Origin of the sequence: Bradyrhizobium ontarionense (assembly GCF_021088345.1) — a bacterium.
In the GTDB taxonomy this organism is placed as follows: domain Bacteria; phylum Pseudomonadota; class Alphaproteobacteria; order Rhizobiales; family Xanthobacteraceae; genus Bradyrhizobium; species Bradyrhizobium ontarionense.
Map to the genome: position 1 here is coordinate 1,944,652 of NZ_CP088156.1, position 18,709 is coordinate 1,963,360.

The 18,709-nt window shown below is 62.1% G+C and carries 20 protein-coding genes and 1 pseudogene; 9 read left to right on the forward strand and 12 right to left on the reverse strand.

Annotated features, from left to right (window positions below; all coding sequences use genetic code 11):
* The first annotated feature begins 177 nt into the window (after positions 1-177).
* Positions 178-438 carry a pyocin activator PrtN family protein gene (locus LQG66_RS08750; RefSeq protein WP_231325464.1) on the forward strand — a complete coding sequence of 87 codons (261 nt, stop codon included), beginning with the start codon at positions 178-180 and terminating at the stop codon, positions 436-438.
* Positions 439-469: 31 nt separating this feature from the next.
* Here the strand turns inward: LQG66_RS08750 and LQG66_RS08755 are convergent.
* Together LQG66_RS08755 and LQG66_RS08760 are read right to left on the reverse strand one after the other, a co-directional pair.
* A pseudogene (locus LQG66_RS08755) lies at positions 470-2,931 on the reverse strand (S8 family peptidase).
* Between the two features lie 14 nt (positions 2,932-2,945).
* Positions 2,946-3,929: an AAA family ATPase gene (locus LQG66_RS08760; RefSeq protein ID WP_231325466.1), complete on the reverse strand. Its 984-nt coding sequence runs from the start codon at positions 3,927-3,929 to the stop codon at positions 2,946-2,948.
* Between the two features lie 530 nt (positions 3,930-4,459).
* Between LQG66_RS08760 and LQG66_RS08765 the strand changes: the two genes are divergently transcribed.
* The 5 genes from LQG66_RS08765 (at position 4,460) to LQG66_RS08785 (ending at position 7,813) form a co-directional block, all read left to right on the forward strand.
* Entirely contained in the window at positions 4,460-5,350 is an 891-nt protein-coding gene (locus LQG66_RS08765) for a TIGR02677 family protein (protein ID WP_231325468.1), read from the forward strand.
* Positions 5,347-5,583: a LysR substrate-binding domain-containing protein gene (locus LQG66_RS08770; protein ID WP_345778939.1), complete on the forward strand. Its 237-nt coding sequence runs from the start codon at positions 5,347-5,349 to the stop codon at positions 5,581-5,583. The genes LQG66_RS08765 and LQG66_RS08770 overlap by 4 nt, the downstream gene beginning before the upstream one ends.
* Before the next feature lie 964 nt (positions 5,584-6,547).
* Positions 6,548-6,826, forward strand: coding sequence for an acyltransferase family protein (locus LQG66_RS08775; protein ID WP_231325470.1), 279 nt, complete (start codon positions 6,548-6,550; stop codon positions 6,824-6,826).
* Positions 6,827-6,897: 71 nt separating this feature from the next.
* Entirely contained in the window at positions 6,898-7,464 is a 567-nt protein-coding gene (locus LQG66_RS08780) for an acyltransferase family protein (RefSeq protein ID WP_231325472.1), read from the forward strand.
* Between the two features lie 136 nt (positions 7,465-7,600).
* Entirely contained in the window at positions 7,601-7,813 is a 213-nt protein-coding gene (locus tag LQG66_RS08785) for a hypothetical protein (RefSeq protein WP_231325474.1), read from the forward strand.
* Between the two features lie 72 nt (positions 7,814-7,885).
* Here LQG66_RS08785 and LQG66_RS37390 read toward each other — a convergent pair whose 3' ends face one another.
* Complete coding sequence (locus tag LQG66_RS37390; RefSeq protein ID WP_425601298.1) at positions 7,886-8,125, reverse strand: GCG_CRPN prefix-to-repeats domain-containing protein; 240 nt, start codon at positions 8,123-8,125, stop codon at positions 7,886-7,888.
* Positions 8,126-8,732: 607 nt separating this feature from the next.
* On the opposite strand from LQG66_RS37390, the gene LQG66_RS08790 reads away from it, so the two are divergent.
* Together LQG66_RS08790 and LQG66_RS08795 are read left to right on the forward strand one after the other, a co-directional pair.
* Positions 8,733-8,918, forward strand: a complete 186-nt coding sequence (locus tag LQG66_RS08790) for a hypothetical protein (RefSeq protein ID WP_231327728.1) — start codon at positions 8,733-8,735, stop codon at positions 8,916-8,918.
* Positions 8,919-9,135: 217 nt separating this feature from the next.
* Positions 9,136-9,330, forward strand: a complete 195-nt coding sequence (locus LQG66_RS08795; protein WP_231325476.1) for a hypothetical protein — start codon at positions 9,136-9,138, stop codon at positions 9,328-9,330.
* Between the two features lie 85 nt (positions 9,331-9,415).
* Here LQG66_RS08795 and LQG66_RS08800 read toward each other — a convergent pair whose 3' ends face one another.
* The 4 genes from LQG66_RS08800 to LQG66_RS08815 form a co-directional block, all read right to left on the reverse strand.
* On the reverse strand, positions 9,416-9,862 hold the full coding sequence (locus tag LQG66_RS08800) for a host attachment protein (protein WP_231325478.1): 447 nt from the start codon (positions 9,860-9,862) through the stop codon (positions 9,416-9,418).
* 86 nt (positions 9,863-9,948) lie between these two features.
* On the reverse strand, positions 9,949-10,359 hold the full coding sequence (locus LQG66_RS08805; RefSeq protein WP_231325481.1) for a DUF3775 domain-containing protein: 411 nt from the start codon (positions 10,357-10,359) through the stop codon (positions 9,949-9,951).
* Positions 10,360-10,517: 158 nt separating this feature from the next.
* Positions 10,518-10,832 (reverse strand): hypothetical protein, encoded by a 315-nt coding sequence (locus LQG66_RS08810; RefSeq protein ID WP_345778940.1) that lies wholly within the window; start codon positions 10,830-10,832, stop codon positions 10,518-10,520.
* Between the two features lie 285 nt (positions 10,833-11,117).
* Entirely contained in the window at positions 11,118-11,789 is a 672-nt protein-coding gene (locus LQG66_RS08815; RefSeq protein WP_231325485.1) for a hypothetical protein, read from the reverse strand.
* A gap of 241 nt (positions 11,790-12,030) precedes the next feature.
* Here LQG66_RS08815 and LQG66_RS08820 point away from each other — a divergent pair, with 241 nt between their 5' ends.
* Positions 12,031-12,414 (forward strand): VOC family protein, encoded by a 384-nt coding sequence (locus LQG66_RS08820; protein ID WP_231325487.1) that lies wholly within the window; start codon positions 12,031-12,033, stop codon positions 12,412-12,414.
* Positions 12,415-12,429: 15 nt separating this feature from the next.
* Here LQG66_RS08820 and LQG66_RS08825 read toward each other — a convergent pair whose 3' ends face one another.
* The 5 genes from LQG66_RS08825 to LQG66_RS08845 form a co-directional block, all read right to left on the reverse strand.
* Positions 12,430-12,891 (reverse strand): hypothetical protein, encoded by a 462-nt coding sequence (locus tag LQG66_RS08825; protein ID WP_231327729.1) that lies wholly within the window; start codon positions 12,889-12,891, stop codon positions 12,430-12,432.
* A 150-nt stretch (positions 12,892-13,041) separates the two neighbouring features.
* Positions 13,042-15,723 (reverse strand): PAS domain S-box protein, encoded by a 2,682-nt coding sequence (locus tag LQG66_RS08830; RefSeq protein WP_231325489.1) that lies wholly within the window; start codon positions 15,721-15,723, stop codon positions 13,042-13,044.
* Between the two features lie 111 nt (positions 15,724-15,834).
* On the reverse strand, positions 15,835-16,638 hold the full coding sequence (locus LQG66_RS08835) for an NUDIX hydrolase (RefSeq protein ID WP_231325491.1): 804 nt from the start codon (positions 16,636-16,638) through the stop codon (positions 15,835-15,837).
* 2 nt (positions 16,639-16,640) lie between these two features.
* Positions 16,641-17,594, reverse strand: coding sequence for a dihydrodipicolinate synthase family protein (locus LQG66_RS08840; RefSeq protein ID WP_231325493.1), 954 nt, complete (start codon positions 17,592-17,594; stop codon positions 16,641-16,643).
* A 118-nt stretch (positions 17,595-17,712) separates the two neighbouring features.
* The gene (locus tag LQG66_RS08845; RefSeq protein ID WP_231325495.1) at positions 17,713-18,591 is read right to left on the reverse strand and encodes an SDR family oxidoreductase; all 879 of its coding nucleotides are present in this window, start codon (positions 18,589-18,591) and stop codon (positions 17,713-17,715) included.
* Between the last annotated feature and the right edge of the window lie 118 nt (positions 18,592-18,709).

Consider the following 18,709-nt stretch of genomic DNA (forward strand, 5'->3'; position numbering starts at 1 on the left):
CCTCCCGAAACGTCGGCTCAGCGCCTCAAGCGGACCGTAGTCAAGCAACGCCAAGAGAGATTGTGTGTCGATCTAATGAGTCATACGCGCGAGTTGTGTTATCGATTTCTTCAAACTTTGAAGCACATGAACAAGTCCGACCGCAAAAAATAACAGAAACCGCGTCAAGCGCAGTCAATGAATACCCATTTTCTCTTGATAGCCCAATACGGAAGTAAGGCGATTATACCGATCGAGGATGTGTGCCGAGACTACTTCCCACACCTCAAGCCCCTTAAATTGGTGCAGAAGATATCGACCGGAGCAATCGCGATTCCATTGGTCAGGATCGAAGCGAGCCAAAAATGCGCAAAGGGAATCGCTCTCGTTGATCTCGCAAAATATCTCGGTGCCCGTGTTGAAGCGGCGAGAAAAGAAATGATCGCCCTTACCCGTTGAAGGCGGACTCGCCATCCCACGCTGCCACTGCTCATGAAGCAGGTATTGGAATTTCCAGCAGATTTGCGATTGGCGTATAGATATCGATGTTGGCTCCCGGTGCTCTCACGGAAACGACTAGGGCATACCGCGCCGAGCGATCCCAGCGCTGAAGCGCAGGTTTTTCTTTCCACCAGCCACTGATGGGAAACACCCCAATCGCATCGCGCTCAGCTAGTTCTGCCGCACTTCCGCGCCAAATATCCGAGTGGATCGATCCTTTATCGCGAATCGTACCGAGCACCCAATTGTCGCCACCTGCCGCAGCTCCAGCCTGCCCCTCCTCTTCCGCCTCCGCAGCCTTGTTGATACGTTGGCGAAATTGCTGGAGGCTCTCCAATGACCGCTTCACCGCAAAACGCAGCGAATGAGACGAATAGCGGTGTCGTCTCGTCCATCCCCGCTCGCCGGGATTAGGCTCGACGAAATAGGACAAGGTCACACGTAGCTCAACATCCTGCTCCGCCAGCGCGAGCAGCTCGTCCCGGGGCCACGGCAAGCGGTGGAGGTTCATGCTGCGAGTCTTGATCGTCGAGCCATCTTTCCGGAACGGAAGAAGCGCATCTTCGACCATCAATGTCGCATCATCCGTCGCGCTCATCACCGCGCGACCGATATCAGGTACGCCCCATCCGTACCTGTGAAGCATTGCAGCCTTTTGTGCCTGAGCAGCCCCTTCGATCCGCGCACGCATCGCAGACGTCCATTCCGCCGAGTGCACTGCGAGAGCTCGCACGGTTTCTGGCCAAAGCTGGGGCCGAGCAACCAAAACGCTGGCGCAAAGATGCGATCCCAGTGCCGCGGCTGCGCTGGTGTCGCCGAAGGTCTCGAAGAGACGCATTTGCGGACGATAGTGTGTTGTTATTAGTTGAAGGTCATCGATCGCTGACGCTGGATTGACACCGTCATGGGCGAAGTTGCCACCTTCGAACACGACGTCCGGTCGGATCGGCCACTGGCGATCCCAGATGCCGGACGTTCGGCTCGCCGGCGATAGTCGCCAGCTGGCGCCACAGGCAGCCAGCCGTCGAAGTCGCGATGAAATATGCCGATCTTGTCGGTGTACGCACCAACAACTAGCGGATTCCACGCCTGGGCAGGGCTCTCGACCTCTTCAAGGTCGTTACGATCTGGATAGTCCGGAGCGGCAATGTCACCTCGCAAATTCCCTGCGGCGAGCACCATGAGACGCCGACGGTCGCCACCTCCATAGCAAAGCTGGTCGATAGCCGCCGACCACGAAGATGGGCGACCGCGACCGAGACCGACTTCGCTCGTCACTGCCATGCAGAACACGCGGCGACGACGGGGAGCCTGTGCCTCAGCCTTGCCGATGCCCGCTTCGGTGATTGCACCATAAAGCTCAGGATCGTTCTGGCCAGCGGGCGGCAAGATCTTGACCGTCTCCAATCGATGGCGCAGGTCGACCTGACCACCATGACTAAGCGCCGCCTCGAGATCGCCATAGAGCGCGACACCAGACATCGACGTACCGTGGCCATTCCAATAAGAGCTATCGCCTACGCCCCAGTCTTTGTCATAGGCATGCTGGTCGACTGCGTTCAAGCCCGGCTCGATCAAGGGGTGCGCTCGCGTCGCTCCGCTGTCGAGCAGACAGATGGCCGGCGCCACCGCGTCAGGTGCGTTAACTCGATCGACGAGATCACCCGCCCAGTCAGCCTGTTCGACTGGTCTCATTTCGAGAAAAAGCGTGGGCGTGTCCTTGGCAATGCGCAGTTCGGCTACGGCGTCACTATTGTCGACGAGCCTCGCCATCGCTTCTTCGTTGGCGAGCGCCAGAATCACGTCGCGCTCGGGGAAGCTGATGGCATGCTCTTTCAGGGTCACATTGAGGCGTTGTGCGACGTGCCGAAGTGTCTCTAGGCGACCGTCGCGAACCCATACCTCCCACCACGCCTGACGACCTGCCGTCGGAAAAAGCACCATGTCGTCCGTGAAGAGCGAACGAACAGCTGCAAGGCGGACATCCTCGATACGAGCCACTAAAGCTTCGTTCCTGGGCCTTCCCGACTTCTTGTTGTCTTTGTCGCGATACGTCTCGACCTTTTTGGCGAAGAATTCGGCTGAGCGTTCAGGCACGAACACGGTGGCCGAAACCATCTCCTGATTGTCGGCGGCAGGCCTAACGGCGACGAGCTCAATTTCGGCGGGCTTATTTTCAAGACCTTCGACAGCGTCCCGCTCCGCCGCCGGGATCTCGAATTCGAGATAGAACCCCTTCTCGCCTTCAGCGACCGTTTGGTCGCGGGTTCCAAGTTTCTGCCGAGCCTGAAGGACGGCGGCACCGATCGCGTGGCCGAGTTTCTCTGCGTGCTGCGCTCTTACCCGGGCGGGAGGCAGTCCCGTGATGACAATGCGAGGCGATGTGTACGGCTCTGCTTCACCGCCACCCTCAACATGAAAATGCGGCCGATTGCGCGGCGGTCGTGCCATCTATCGTCTGCGCCTCAGCCGGTGGCGGCTCTGCGTTCCGCCAATGTCGAGAGCAGCGTTGGCGTCCTGATCTCGCTTCTATCCTCGAGTACGGCGATCTTCGCCGCCTCATCGGCAGCCCGCGATACTTCCGCCTGGCTCAATCCCGCAGTGGCTTCTAAAATCGATGACCAATTGATATCCGAGACATCAAATCCCGTCAGGTGCGATTCCAATATGCCGCGAGCGATCTCCGGGTCCGGCAATCCATAGACAATGACGTCGTCGAACCGTCGGAAAACTGCCTTGTCCAGCAGCTCCGGGTGGTTGGTCGCGGCAACGATCAGGCTCTGGCCATCATCATTTTCCAAAAACTGGAGGAATGAATTGAGCACGCGCCGGATCTCGCCGACATCGTTTGTGTATGATCGTTGTGAACCGATCGCATCGAATTCGTCGAAGAAGTATACGCCGCGCTGAACCGCGACAGCATCGAACACCAGGCGAAGCCGCGTCGCCGTTTCGCCCATGAGCTTGCCGATCAAGCCTTCATAGAGAACTGTGAACAGCGGCAGCTTCAACTCGCCGGCAAGAGCGGACGCCGTCATTGTCTTGCCTGACCCCGGAGGCCCAATTAGCAACAGCTTCCGACGAGGCATCAGGCCTCGAGCGCGTAGGCGCTGCTGCTGGCGCTGTTCGGTCAAAACGCGTGCCAGGCGCTCTTTCAGAGCCGGCCCCAACACCATGCTGTTGAGGCGAATATCTGAATATCGCGCCGAAAGTAGGCTGCTCAGTTCGCCTTTTGGCTGCGCTAGAGGAACGGGACCGGCGCCGCGCCGGCCGACGTGCGCGGTCTTGCCCTTGGCCGCGTCGATCAGCGCGCGCAGTTCTTGGGCGAGTTTGCCGTGTCCTTGCCTCGCCTCGTGCGCAGCAAGCTGTGTCGCCACGGAGAAGAAGCGGTCCTCATCCCCGTCGATATGGCTGCGCAGTAACGCGACGATGTGACGAGCGGTCGTCATGCTTCCCTACTTCCGGTCCCAGCCTGAAGTTCCCCAGGGACCGACACTAACGATCAAGCGTTGGGCTGTATCGGACAAAAGGGCTCACATCTATTCGACCTAGCCCTGATTTCACAGGATTCGGCGACTTCGGCACGGTTTGAGCCTGATCACCAGTCTACCGATGACTGGTTAAGCGTTCTGGTCCTATCCCTGGAGAGAGCGTGGTTGGTCTACCGTGGGCAGAAACATCCACTTTCCGTGATGACAGAACAAAACAAGAACATTATACGCATTGGTCGTCTTTGGTCAAGAACAGCGGCCGCGATTGCGGTGGCCAAATGCCACTGAAGGGTGCGGCTTAAATGACTTTCTGGGATCGGCGCAAACAACCATGGGTAGCCGTCGCCTGAAGAACCTCCGTGCCAAACCATGGCATCACCGATATCGGCCCTCCTGTGTTTAGCGGTCGTCTACGGCTGATTTGCTTTGACGGACGCCGCTCATCGGGCCACCATTGCGAGGTTATTTCAAGTGGTTATGGGGCACGCATGAGCGGTCAATTCGAGATCGCCACGCATCAGGACCTTTTCCGCCACGTCACCGCCGATAATGCGGCGCTGTACCGGTGCGTCCTGGATGTGTGCGCGGCAGCTGAACGTCAACTGCTGCTTTACGTCCGGCCTTCCGAGATTCTCACGCAAGCAAAGTGGCCGGGCGAGCCGCCGACCGCGTCCGAACTGGATGCGATCCTCGACAAGCTGACCGAGTGGGGCAATCTCGACTGCCAGGCCGACAACTCGCGCGTCACCTCGTTGAGCGGGTTCTATCGCCGCCGCATGCTCTACCGGCTTTCGAAGGGCGGCGTCTCGGTCGAGATGGCGCTGAGCGCCTTCGCCAAGGAAATGCAGCGCCGCGGCGAGCTGCAGACGGTCGCGCTTGAAGACATCGGCAAAAGCCTCTTTACGCTGATACACCTCGGCCAGGGCAACGACCCTGACGTCGCCAAGATCTACGAGACCCTCAACGGTCTGATGACCGTGTTCAACAACATGGCCGAGACCGCGCGCGCCTTCATGGCCGGTGTCCTCCGCGGTGTCGATTTGCAGGACGGCGACGTGGACGCCGTGCTGAACTACAAGCAGCGTCTCATCGATTACATCCGCCAATTCGTCGGCGACCTGGTTAGCCGAAGCGGTGCGATTTCGGAAGACATCAATGCCCTTCAGTTGCGCATCGACGCGATGCTCCAGTCTGTCGCTCGCCGTCAGGCACGCAACGCACCTCCGGGCGAAGAGCAAGCGGCCTACGAAGCCGAATTGAAGATGTGGGACGAGCGGTGGCAGGGCCTGCGAAAGTGGTTCGTCGGCGGGTCGAACGGCGAGCGGTCCCAGAGCGAACAGCTCAGACCGTTGAGCGATACCTCGCCGATCACAGCGTGACTTACCGACCGGGGTGCGAGCTGAGTACAAATGAAGCAGTCAAGCAGGCCGGCCTCGGGATCGGTATCGTTCCGGCTCAGACCATAGAACTCGAGGTCGAAACAAGACGGCTGGTGATTCTTCCGGTGGAAGGCTTTCCCCTGAACCGGCGCTGGTTCATGCTGCACAGGAAGGACAAACGCCTGTCAGGAGCCGTCGGGGCGTTCCGCGATTCGCTCGTCCGCGAGAGCTGACGAGATGCATTCACCGGCCGAGTGAAAGAGATCGCGTAGCGGATGCGGAAAGAAGTCGGCTCACGACGCCTGGCAACTTTTAGAACCACCAGGTCTTGAGACGTCGAGAGACCGGCGTCGGCCCCGAAACCTGGGAGGGATCGAACCTTCGAATGGCGGAATCAAAATCCGCTAAGTCAGCTAACGCGAAAAGCCCCCTCGACAGCGACTGCATCCCTCTTGGCAACTTCGCCATGCGGATAATGTGACCAGACCAGTTTCGCTCCAGAAATGACCTGAACGTAACGTAGTAAAACCGCAGCAAAATCAACACAACTGATCGATGTTCTCCCGCTCACAGCATCTGCTTGCAGCATTAGAGGCGGGTAAATGCAAGCGGCGCCCAAGGTCGGCTGATCACAGGGCTGCTTCTGGAGCTTTCGCGCCGGATGCGCCTGTGGCTGGCCCAAGTCGTGCGATCGATGATACCAGCGGAAGAGCGAGTGGCCGCGCGCTGCTGGCTAATCGCTTTCAGAAGCTGTGGCGATTGGAGGCGACCGATCGATCGACTGGAAACAAACAGCGCCCTCCCTGCAATCCGCGCTTTGTTCGGCGCACCAACCTTTGAGCAAGAAGCTTGTTGATAACTGCAAGACAGAACGACCCGTCCCACGATTTGTCCCTCGAACCACACTCTTGCAAAATAATGCAAATAAATTAAGCTCTTAGGAATTCAGTTCGAATCCCTCCGAGCGCGCCAGCGGCCGTCCTCCCCTACGGCCTTACGCGACAATGTCCCCTTCGTTGGAACAGCCGGAAAACATCCCGAAGCTTCGATCTGCCCGCGGGCCGCTTCCAGAGCCCTGTTGCGGGTATCTCCACGCAATAGCTGCGGGGATTGCCCGGGGCTGCCGCGGTTTCTACAACCGAAAGCGACGGCGCCACCTTCCCGTCCTTCCACGACGCGCCAGGGTGATTTGTCAACGTGAATGACCAACGTTTCATCGGCTCGCTGACCGGCCTGCGTTTCGTCGCCGCCGTAACAGTGGCGGTCGGACATGGCGCTCCGTCACTGGCGCACGGCTGGCTTTCCGAGCTGATCGCGCAGGTCAGCAGCATCGGCATGACCATGTTCTTCGTGCTGAGCGGATTCGTCCTGTGGTTCAACTATGCCGCGCGCTTCCAGTCACAGCCGCTCGGAGTTGCCCTTCGCGAATTCGTGGTGGCGCGCTTTGCCCGCCGAACATTCTGGCCTTTGCCCTGACAATCGTCGCGTTCTTCACCGTCGGCGACGCGGCGCTGAAAGCCACCGTTCCGAGCCTCGAGCAGAATGGCATGCAGTGGCTCACCTACTACTCGCCCTACCTGCATGTGGCGCAGTTCCTGGCTGGGTGTTTCGCCGCCATGATCTACAACAACCGCGCATGCGCCAAGATCGGCCTCCGCGAGCGCAAGGGCGTAGCGGCCCTGTTCTGGCTTTCCTTGGCGGGCCTGGTCTGCGCCCCTATTCTGCTTTTTCTGCAGCCGCGCCTCCCCGGCTGGTCGTTCGCGATAGAACTCACGGTGCGCCTCATCGAGATCACGGGATTCTCGATCGCCTTCATCGCTGCCAGCCGCTACGGCCACGCCCGCAGCCTGTCCTCGCGCGCGATGATCATCGGCGGCGAATGCAGCTATTCGATCTATCTGCTGCATCCCTTCCTCATTCGAATCGCGATGATCGGCAAGACCGACGACCCTGGAGCAATCGAGCTTGTGGTTAGGCTCGGCCTGTTCGTTGCAATTGCAACGGCGGTTGCCTGGACCACGTACGTGCTCATCGAGGTGCCCTCGCGAACATGGTTACGGAGGGCTTTCGGCGCGAGCGCTCCGCGCGATGTGATCCACGCCAAGCCGACCTGACCTTCATGTCGTGAGACGCACGCCACCTGGCCGGCCTCGAGGTGTGAAACTACCGGTGTTTTATTCGGAACATTTTGCGCGAATTTAACAGGATTGCCCCACGCTCAGTCATCCGATCACGGCGCGAGATGCAGCGATGATAATTCAGATCAAGGCGATGTGTGAAGCTAACGGCTCGATCCTGGCCGCCACGAGCTACGACGACAGCAACGCTCAGGATCGGACGAACGCCGTGATCGCGCTGCTCGAGCAAGTCCTGGCCCATTCCGATAGAGGCGATGATCAGCGGCTATTTACCCTGGACATCGAGACGGCGTCGCCGGCGTCCGACATTCAGTCCAACATCTGAATTCGACGGATCAGCTGAACTCACAGGCGTCCATCGCCGTCTGGCCTGACGCGGGTAGCCGACGTCGGCAGTTCATTTGATGACACAGGCCTGCGCACGTCTGCTCCATTTGAATGCCGCTCCGCATGGCGGCCTCGGCCGGGAGCCGGCGGGGCACTCGTTCCACACCGGCGCGCCCGCTTCCCAGCCATTCACGACGCAGCCACCGTTGGGCGCGACATGACACCCTGGGCCGCAATATTCGCTGGCGAAGGACGCCCCGACTCCTGCCGACGAGCCCGTCAGCAGCACGACCAAAAGCATCAGCCTCATCGTCGATCTCCTGTCCGCGCGCCACGCCGCCAGTGACTCAGGCGACGCGCGTCTGAGAACCGCGGACGGATCGCTCTGTTCCAGGAATGAGGCGGCACGAAGCGCTTCGGAAAATTCTTTCGCCAGCCGAGTTAGCTGCAAAGGCCGCCGACGTAGGTCGGAGGGTTCCGAGCCCGACCAGCTGCACCACCCGAGCTGCAGCCTCGTCTCAGATTTCTGGTTCACGCTGTGACGAAAAACCGCGCCCCCCGTCATGGGTCCGCCTTGTTGTCTGCCCGCCGCCGCCACACCCCACGCCTCGAAATGGCGGCAGTTCAACTGCGGCGAGAAGGCTTTCACCATTTTTGGAACGAACCGGGGGGAGATGGAGGCGACGAAAGGTAAAAGTCACTCCTGCGCACCGAAATGGACTGTAACGCAAAAGGCCAACTTCCATCGCAAAAAAGCGAAACTCTACGGACACGGTCTACGCGTGTGGGGAGAAAAGCAGTCGAAACAACGGCTGCTCACTGGGATGAAGGCGTCAGCCGCGCGAACTGCTGGCGAGCGATGGACCGCTCGACACAGGTGGGGCGGATCTGCAGGGAATCAGGGGCGGACGGGTATCATGTCTCGAAAATTCACGGCACGTGAAGTCATCGCGAGATCCTATCCAACGTGGGATTACGCCATGGCCGACAGATTGATCGCATGGCTCGATGATTGCGGGTACGTGATCGTTGAAAAGCAGCAAGCCCTTGCCGCAGCTTGTGTCGCGGAAGAGCCTGGATCTCAAACAATCAGCGCCTGCTGAGGCAGTTGCGGCCTCACGCATTGGTCGGGGAACCGGATCCAGGAACTAGATTGCGCGGTGTAGCAGAGTGCTTGGAAGAAGCATCACCTGTCCGACGCAGGAGCCTCACGTATGAAGCGGCAGGTTTGCCCAGGAACCAGTGCTTCCTTCCCGGGTTCAACAGGCAATACCAGACGTCGTCATTGAAGTACGACATTCAGAAGCAAAAGGTTACGAAATGCCTCGCAAGCTCACGCCCCGTCAAGTCATCGCCCGCTCCTATCCTACCTGGGATTACGCAATGGCCGACCGGCTCATCGCCTGGCTCGACGATTGTGGATACGAGATCGTCGAAAAAGGCGCTCCACACCAGGATGCGAGCCTGGTACCCACCGCATCGGAAGCTGGCGAGACGTTTGAGAGCGCACATTGATCTCGGTGCCATCGACGCCAGCTGCAACGAGATTGTCGATCGTCCGTTAGCACCTCGATGCTGGGAGGAACACCGTGCTGACGGCTCAGGCCAGAAGCTGTTTCTCGATCTCATAAACCGGAAGCTTCACCAAATCCTTGTGAACCTCGCCGTGCAGCACCTTGCGCACCGCATCGGAATAATCGGCTCGGATCATACCGAGCGCGCGTGGTGAAGCCACCATTGTCAGGGCCTTGGTCTCACCCGCCTCGACGGCATGATGCAGGCGGTCAGCGAGTTGCTTGAGGAACGCGCGCTCGGCCTGGTCATGCCAATCGGTCTGCTCCACCGAGCTTCGGGCATGGCCGAATGACTGTTGCACCGACCCCGGCGCATCGGACCCTTGTGCGCTTGTGCGCTCGTCTTCGTGCTCGTGAACCTCTTTGGTGTGCAGGTTCGGAAACATGCTGTCACCGATGTTCTCGAGGATCAGCGCCTTGCGACCATCGCAAACGACGACCCAGTCGCCGGTCCCAACCTTCATCTTGTCCATGAGCTTACTCCATCATCGCTTTGCGATCCTCATGCAGGGCGCAGATTGAAGTTCCGCCACCGAATGGAGAACTTCGACCCGTCCAGCTAGAGGCTCTCTTCAAAATCTTCCAAGGAGAGGCCGAACTCCGACAGAGCCTCCTCCAGATAGTCACCGAGCATCGGCGTCTCGATCAGGTAGGTTGCCGTGCGGTTGTTATGTGCCTGGGCCGCCTGCGCGCGAAGCTCGTCCCAATTGTCGAGCGAGCCGTCACCTCGGCCCAACCACATCAGCGCCACCAGTTCGATCTGTTCGTCGACGTTGAGGCCCTTGATGAAGCTGACCAATTCCGACCGGTCCGTGTTCACCCCGCGACCACCAGTCGCCGGCGCCGTGTCATCATCCGTCAGATCTGTCAGCAATTCCGGCTCGGCCGCTTCCATTTCATACTGATGAGCCTTGGTTACGACGAACGCGACCTTTTCCGGCGATATCGAGAGATTGGGTGTGGTGGTCATGCAGCGTCTCCATGGGATGCCGGTAACGCTCCCGGTCCCATTGAGGTGACGCTAGGCGCTCCGGAGAGAGCGCACTTTGCGCGAGATCAAGGCAGTCTGGCGGCGCGAAGACGTGCGGCCGCGAGTGTCACGGGCTCAGCCAGCCGCGCGACCGCAGGCTACCACGTCGAGGCAAAGAATCCGAAGTGCGGCTGCTGGGCGACCAGGATCATCGGCTTTCCAGGATGGACCTTGGCAACCTTGCGTTTCTTGACGTCCGTTGGCTTGGCGGTGGTCTCGGCAAGCTTCGCAGCGGACCCCTGAGGCTTCTCGGCTGCCTTCGCAGACCCAGCTTGAGGCCTGATTTCGACGGCCGCCATCTGCGCATAGGCGTCGCGGACGCTGCCCTTGGCCGGCTCTGCAGCCGCAATGGGGGCAGGCTGCTCCACCTTCGCGAGCTTCACGGGAGCCGGTATCGCGATCGACGTATCCATCACGATCCGCTCCGGCCATTTGCGGGCGGACTGAATGCGGATTGGGGGCAGATCCGATGCAGAGGTGAAGCTCGCCGGCAACTGCACGTTAGGAAGCACAGCGTCAGCAAGCACCAACAGCGCAAGCAGAGCTCCGCCGACGAAAAGAAAGTAACGCAAAATGGGCATAATTTACCGCTCCGTCGGCACACCAGCGCCGACCATCCACCTAACGGAGGACCATGACAGTATGTTCCCGGTGGTCCGGCTCAGGTTCAAAGACCGCGGGTAACTAGCGCGACATAACTAAATTTTCGCCGCTGCAACCAGCGCGCATTTGGCCGTGCTGGCATTAACGTTGACAAATCCGACGTGGACGGCTGCGAACGTCTTCCGGCTCCGCGACCTCACTTCCCCCGAAACGAGACGTCTGCGGTCCGTGACGTGGCTTCCGTCGCGCCGGCTGAAGGCGCAGCTGATCTCGACATCCCTGACCGCGAATTGGTTGGCATTCCGCACCGTAAACGTGACCAGCGCCTTCGACCCGAGGCCCCCGCGTTGCCAGGATTGGGAGCTGATACGCAGGCCGGACAAGATGACCGGGTCCGACGCAGCGGCCTGTATCCTCTGCTGCGTGGCGGGGGCGATGCTTGCGTTGGCTTCCATGAGGCTGCCGCCCGGAGTCGGGGATGATGAGCCGACGATCGCGCGCGAAAGCCCCATCCCGTCCTCATCACCGACGGGCATTCCGGCCATCGTCTCCGGCGTGAGCCTCAGCAGGCTGCCATCGACGCTCTCGCCATCGTCCGCGGACACCGTCAGCCAGGCGGCCGTTCCCAACACCATCGTGGCGAGCACGACAAGTCCGACCAGCGCCGACCTCAACTGCAGATCCGGGCCGGCGGTGCGCGAGGCTGCGCTCCGCAGGGCCGTGCCACCAGTCCGGCGCCCGAGCAAACGAGAGAGACCAGCGCTCATGTCGGCTCCATCGGCTGCCCTGGTGTGGCGGATCGGACACTCGCTTCAGAAAGCTTCAATCGTCGAACTCCGCCTTGGTTGCATGCAAAGCCGACAATTGGAGGGCAGCCGCGACGACGGGTGCGATTGCCGGACTGGCGTTGCCGATCCCGAGTGGGTAAACAGGCGCGCCCGCCACTATGTCAGCAGACCTAAAACGCCGCGGCCATGCCGGCGGTTCACTTTCCGAAAGAGTCCGACGATGCTGAACGTCACTTGGGACCATATCCATCTGCGCAGCCCGGACCCGGAAGCCACCGCCAACTGGCTCCACGACATTCTCGGCGGTGAGATCGTCCGCAATCCGGGCCGCATCGACGTCAGGCTCGGCGGCGCCAGCGTGTTCATCGCCAAGGTCGAGCCTGGCGATGGCGTCAGTGATCCGCCCGTGACGCCACACCAGGGCCTCGATCATTTTGGCCTGAGCGTGAAGGACATCGACATCGTCGCCGCCGAGCTCAAGGCCAAGGGCGTCACCTTCACGACCGAGCCGACCACGATCCGCCCCGGTGTTCGCATCTGCTTCATCCGCGGTCCCGAAGGTATCTCCATCGAGCTGCTGGAGCGCGACAAGAAATACGCCTGAGCGACCGCGCACCGACTACGTCATGCTCCCCGGCATGAAGCAGCGGATCGACAGACCCTGATAGCCGCGCATCGGCCAGACCATCGTGCGCCCGACCCGGTTGGGCTCGGTGATGACGGCCTCGTCGGGAACATCGAACCATTCGCCTTCGATGCGGACGCGGTAGTGACCGTTCCTGGTCTCCCAATCGACATCGCTGACGGCGCTGCCGTCGGCGTCCGAGCAGCACGGTCCCTTGCCGCTGCGCAACCCATCGAACCACGCCTTCATCTCCGGCGAGGAGTTCGCGTACTGGCCGCGGTCGCGCGCCAGTGCGGGTGTCACGGCGAGCGCGATCAGCAGCGCCGCGCCGGTAACCTGGATGGGAGGCTTCCAGCGTCGTGCCTCCTGCCGCCTCGAACCTTGGTTGCGGAGATCGGCGTGATCAGCTTGATGCGGCTTATGGCCGCCGGACACGATCCATTTGCTCATTTCCATCTGGTCCATCTGGCTCCTGCACCACCCCAGGGTGCGCAGATGATGATGCATCAACCGGGCCAGAATTTGATTCGATCGCGGCTTCGTGAGAGTCAATCCGGACTACCACGTAGCAACACGGCATATTGCCAGGTGTGGCAGATATCCAACCTACTCGGCCGCCTGCTCCAGCGGTGCGACGCGCGGCAGGATGATCTGAATGCGCGTGCCGGCGCCGGGCTCCGAGTCGAGATCGAGCCGGCCACCGAGGCGATTGGTCACGATGTTGTAGACGATATGCAGGCCGAGGCCCGTGCCGCCCTGATCGCGGCGGGTGGTGAAGAACGGATCGAACGCACGGCGGCGGACGTCCAAGCTCATGCCGCAGCCATTGTCGGAAAAGATGATCTCGACGTTGTCCCGGCCCGATTCGCGTGCCGCGATCGCGATCACCCCGGAACGGCCGTCCGGAAAAGCGTGCGCGACGGCGTTGAGAAACAGATTGGTCAGCACCTGACCGTAGGGTCCGGGATAGCTGTTCATGATGAGATCGGGCTGGCAATCCACATTGACCGTCAGGTTCTGTCGACGAACGCCGGGGCGCAGGCTCATCACCACCTGCTCGGTCAGATCGGCCAGATCGAACGTGCGCTGGTCAGAATAGTTGCGGTCGGCCGCCACCTGCTTGAACGACTGGATCAGTTCGGCCGCGCGGTTGAGATTGGCGACGAGCTGTGACGCCGCATTGCGGCTCGTCTCGAGGAACTCATTGAGGCTCGAGCGCCTGAGTTCGCCGCGTGCCACCTGCTCCCCGAACCGTTCGGTCTTGCGCTCGAGCGCTGATGCAACGGTCAAACTGATGCCGACCGGATTGTTGACCTCGTGGGCGACGCCGGCGACCATGCGGCCGAGAGCGGCAAGCTTTTCCGCCTCGATCAGCGAGGCCTGGGTCTCGCGCAGATTGCGCAGCGCGGTCTCCGCGGCCTCCTTGGCCTTGCGCATCTCCTGCTCGCTCTTCTTGCGCTCGCCGATGTCGAGCGCCACCGTTACGATCTTGTCGACCTCGCCGTCGGCGTCTAGCAGCGGCAGCTTGTTGACCAGCCACTGTCGCATGACGCTGCACGAATCGAGATATTCCTCCTCATAGAATCCGAGGCCGGCTTTCGTCACCAGCACGCGCTTGTCGTTGCCGTCCGTCTTGCTGGCGCCGTAGCGCGACATCAGCTCGCCGGTGGTGCGCCCCAGCGCATCCTCGGGCTCGACGTTGAAGATGCCCGCCATGTAGCGGTTCATCAGCACATAGCGCAGCTCGCGGTCCTTGACGTTGATGACCGCAGGCACCGTGTCGATGACCTGCTGCAGCAATCGCCGACCTTCGGCGATCGCATCCTCGGCGCGCTTCTGATCCGTGATGTCGCGAACGACGCCTTCGTAGCGGACGACCTCGCCGCTCTCGTCGCGCACCACCGTGGCGCTGTCCGAGAGCCAGCGGATCTCGCCATTGCGCCGGCGCACCTGGTACTCGAACTCGCGCACCATGCCGTCGCGTTGCATCAGCTTCTGATATCGTTTCCGCGCCAGAGGATGGACATAGATCGTGTCGGCGATGTCGTTCACGCCCTGGATCAGCTCGCTCGTCGAGTCGTAGCCCATGATGCGAGCAAGCGCCGGATTGGCGTTCAGAACGAGGCCGCCCGGCGTCGTGACGTAGATGCCGTCGATCGAGGCCTCGAACAGCTTGCGGTAGCTCTCCTCGGCCAGCCGCTGCTCGGCGAGCGCGCGCACGGCCGCTTCGCGCGCCGCGTCGGCATCCTGCAGCGTCTGCCGAAACACCTCTGCCGCGCGGGCGATATCGCCAATCTCGTTCCGGACCTCGGTTTGGGGAATGGACATGGCCTTCTCACCCGCGGCCAAGGCCCGGATCGAGCGTGCGATCGAGGCCAACGGACGCACCGTGCGGCGAACCACGAATGACGCGGCAAAGATGCCGATCAGAACGCCGGCGGTTCCGAAGATGATGCTCTGCCATTTGGTTTCGGCCAGCGTGCGGGCGAAGTCGCGCGACAGCACCTTGCCCTGGCTGGCGCTCAAGGCGCGCAGCAGCTCCGTGACGCGCCCGATCAAGCGCCCCTCGATGCCCAGCACTTCCTTGTCGAGCCGCGCGATCTCGTCCTCCGTGCCTGCGATGGCGATGATCGCCTCGGCATAACGATCCGCTGCGCCCCGTAGCGCGCTGTCCTCGATCGGCATCGCCCGCATCGTGCGAGCCGCCTGCTCGGCGCCGGCGGGGTCGCGCGCCAACAGTGCCGCGCCAATCTGGTTCTGGACCTGGAACAGCGCCCGTGCCGTGCCGCGCTCGGTCACACCCGCAATCGTCTCCTCGAAGCTCTCGCGCACGGCCGGCAAGCCCGACAGCAGCTCGGAGCGCTGCGCGATCAGCGCACTGATCCGGTCGATCCCCTCCCGATAGTTGGTCAGGCGCTGTGCGACGCCGTCGATCGTCGCCTGCTGTTCGGGCGCGAGCTGAAGCCGCGTCTTCTTCAAGAGTGCGCTCAGCTCGGTGGCGGCCTGCATCACCCGGTCCGAGCGCGAAGCGGGATCGGTGACGAAGTCGCGCGCCGCGAGCCGCAGCTCGTTCATGCGCCGGTCGATCTCCTCGGCCAGATCACCGACGCCCTGCAGCCGCTGCAATTCGGCAAAGGTCGAATCGATGTGGCGGATCGCGATCACGCTCGCCATGCTGGTGGCGGTGATCACGGCCAACAGCAGCAGAAAGCTGCCAAAGATCATCTGTCCGATCGTCATCGATCGGAGGCGACTGCAAATTGCGCCGAACGCTGCTGGTCTACTCATGGGATCCGTGGGTCGGAACCACACTATATCCGAGCCGCCGCGCGGCCAAAGGAACAAATAAAGAACAAGTTGCGTCAGTTCAACGGCGAACGTCAAAAAAGACCCGCGCGGTTAACCCGCCGCGCCGAACTCGAAAACCTCCCCGTCATAACCGGCCTCGCGTGGAATGCGCAGCTGGCGGCCGCCATCGGCGGTCCTGGTCATGACCGGCATCACCGTCACGATGTCCATGCCCTGCGCCGCCGCCAGCGCGTCCGAAACGGATGGCTGCTGGCCCAACCGGATCAGGTTGCGGGTCGTGGGAAACGGCAGCTTGAAGCGGCCATCCTCACCGCCCACCAGCGCCTCGCGCGGCGAAACCCAGACCGAGTCGGTGGATTCCCGCCCGTCATGGGCGCCAAGCTGGTCCGGCGGCGCCGCCGCCAGGAAGAACCAGGTATCGAAGCGCTTCGGCATGCCCTCCGGTGTGATCCAGTGGGCGTAAGGCACGAGCGCATCGAGCGCCAGCACCAGGCCGTGCGTCTCGATGACCTCGAGGAAGCTGACCTTGCCCTCGCACAGCGTCAGCCGATGCGCGGCCTCGATCTGGCGCGCAGCGGCGGCATCGATCAGCGTGTCCGAACGGCGTGGCCGCGCCAGCAGGATGCCGCTCTCCTCGAAGGTCTCGCGGATGCCGGCGATACGGAAGCCAAGCGCCTCGGCCGCCACACCGTCGCCGCCGGAATAGAGCTCGGGCATCCCGGCAATCTCCTGGTCGCCCTTGTCGACGCTGCCGCCCGGAAACACCAGGGCCCCCGAGTTGAACTCGATCTGATGGTGACGCACCATCATGAACACCTCGAGCTCGCGTGCGGCTGCGCTGTCGCGCAGCAGCAGCACGGTCGAAGCGGGACGGACGGCGGCAGCGTCAGCCATGGTCACTCCGCGGCGCTGGCACGAGGTTGCAGATTGGCGCGGGCGTCGTAGCGCGCCACGCGTGACAACAGATAGTCGACCTCGGCCTTGGCCGCCGCGCTGATGCCGGACGCCGGCTTGCGCTGGGCGCTGGAGGCAATCGCGCCACGCTTCTGCAGCACGTATTTGCGCACGGCCAACCCTGCGCCCGGCTGCTGCTCGTAGCGCACCAGCGGCAGATGCGCGTCGAACAGATCGTGCGCGGCATCGCGCTTCCCCGCCTGCGACAGCTTGACGACGTCGACCAGCATTTCCGGGAAGGCGTAGCCGGTCATCGCGCCGTCGGCGCCGCGATCCATCTCGAAATCGAGGAACAGGCCGCCATTGCCGCACAGGATCGACAGCGGCCGCAGCGAGCCGTCCTTCTGGAACGCGCGCAACGCGGAGATCTTCTCCAGGCCCGGCCAGTCCTCGTGCTTGAGCATCACGCAGGACGGGCTGTCCATGACGATCTTGCGGATCACGGAGGGCGTGAACTGGACACTCAGCGTCAGCGGGTAATCCTGCAGCACCCACGGAATGTCGTCGCCGATGGCCTCCTGGGCCTGCTTGAAATAGCCCGTGATCTGATCATCGGTGCGCAGGCTGGGCGGCGGCGCGATCATCACGCCGGCAGCGCCTGCATCCATCGAGGCGCGCGCCAGCGCGCGCATGGTCGCAAAACCCGGCGCGGAGACACCGACGATGATCTGCAGGTTCTTGGCTCGCTTGGCAAAGCGCACTGCAACCTGCTCGGATTCTGCGGCGTCCAGCTTCGGCGCCTCTCCCATGATGCCCAGCACCGTGATGCCGTCGCAGCCGGCCTCGGCATAGAAATCGACCAGCCGGTCGATCGAGGCCTCGTCGATGCGGCCGTCATCATGGAACGGCGTCGGCGCGATCGCGAAGGTGCCCTTGGCGTCAGGTGTGAGCTTCATCATTCGTCTCCAATCTCTCTGCCGTCATTCCGGGATCGTCCGAAGGACGAGACCCGGAATCTCGAGATTCCGGGTTCGCTCGCTGTCGCGAGCGCCCCGGAACGACGACCTGAATACATCAAAACCGTCGGGCGGACTTCTGAATGTCGGCCTCCGAAAAGAATATCTCCTCTGCGTGGGCTGCGATGTCCTCGGCGTTCCAGGCCGACGATTGCGGCTTCCAGCCCTCCATCTCCATCATCCGCATCTCGCGCACGCCGCGCGCGCCGGACACGCCGAGCACCTTGCCGGTCTGGTCACCTGAGAGGTCGCTGACCATGTAGAGCACGGCCGGCGCAATGCCTTCGGGCGTGAGCGCCGCGCCCGGATTTTCCTTGTAGCGCGGCAGATCCGCGGTCATCCGCGTCAGCGCGCCCGGCGCCAGCGTCCACACCCGGATGTTGTACTTGCGCCCCTCGATCGCCAGCACGTTGGACAGGCCCCAGATACCGCCCTTGGCGGCGCCGTAATTGGACTGGCCGAAATTGCCGATCAGGCCTGAGGTCGACGAGGTGTTGACGATGACGCCGCCGCCGTTGTCGCGCATCCAGCGGAACACGGGCAAGGTGCAGCAGAAGGTGCCTTTGAGGTGCACCTGGATCACCTTGTCCCAGTCGGCCTCGCTGGATTTGGCGAAGGTCTGGTCGCGCAGGATGCCGGCATTGTTGACCAGGATGTCGGCGCGGCCGAAATGGCGGATGGCATCGTCGAACACCGACTGCCCGCCGGCCATGGTGGAGATGTCGGCGGCGTTGGCAACCGCGCGGCCGCCGTCGGCCGTGATTGCTGCCACCACCAGCTCGGCCATCGACAGGTCGGAGCCGGAGCCGTCGCGCGGGCCGCCACGATCGTTGACGACGACCGCCGCGCCCTCGCGCGCGAACAGTTTGGCATAGGCCTCACCGAGCCCACCGCCCGCCCCCGTGATCAGCGCCACCTTGCCGTCGAGCAGTCCCATCTGTGCCTCCTCCGTGGAGCCGTCATTCCGGGGCATCGCGCAGCGATGAGCCCGGATTCCATACTCCCGATCGTGGTGGATTCCGGGCTCGCCCTCCGGGCGCCCCGGAATGACAGCG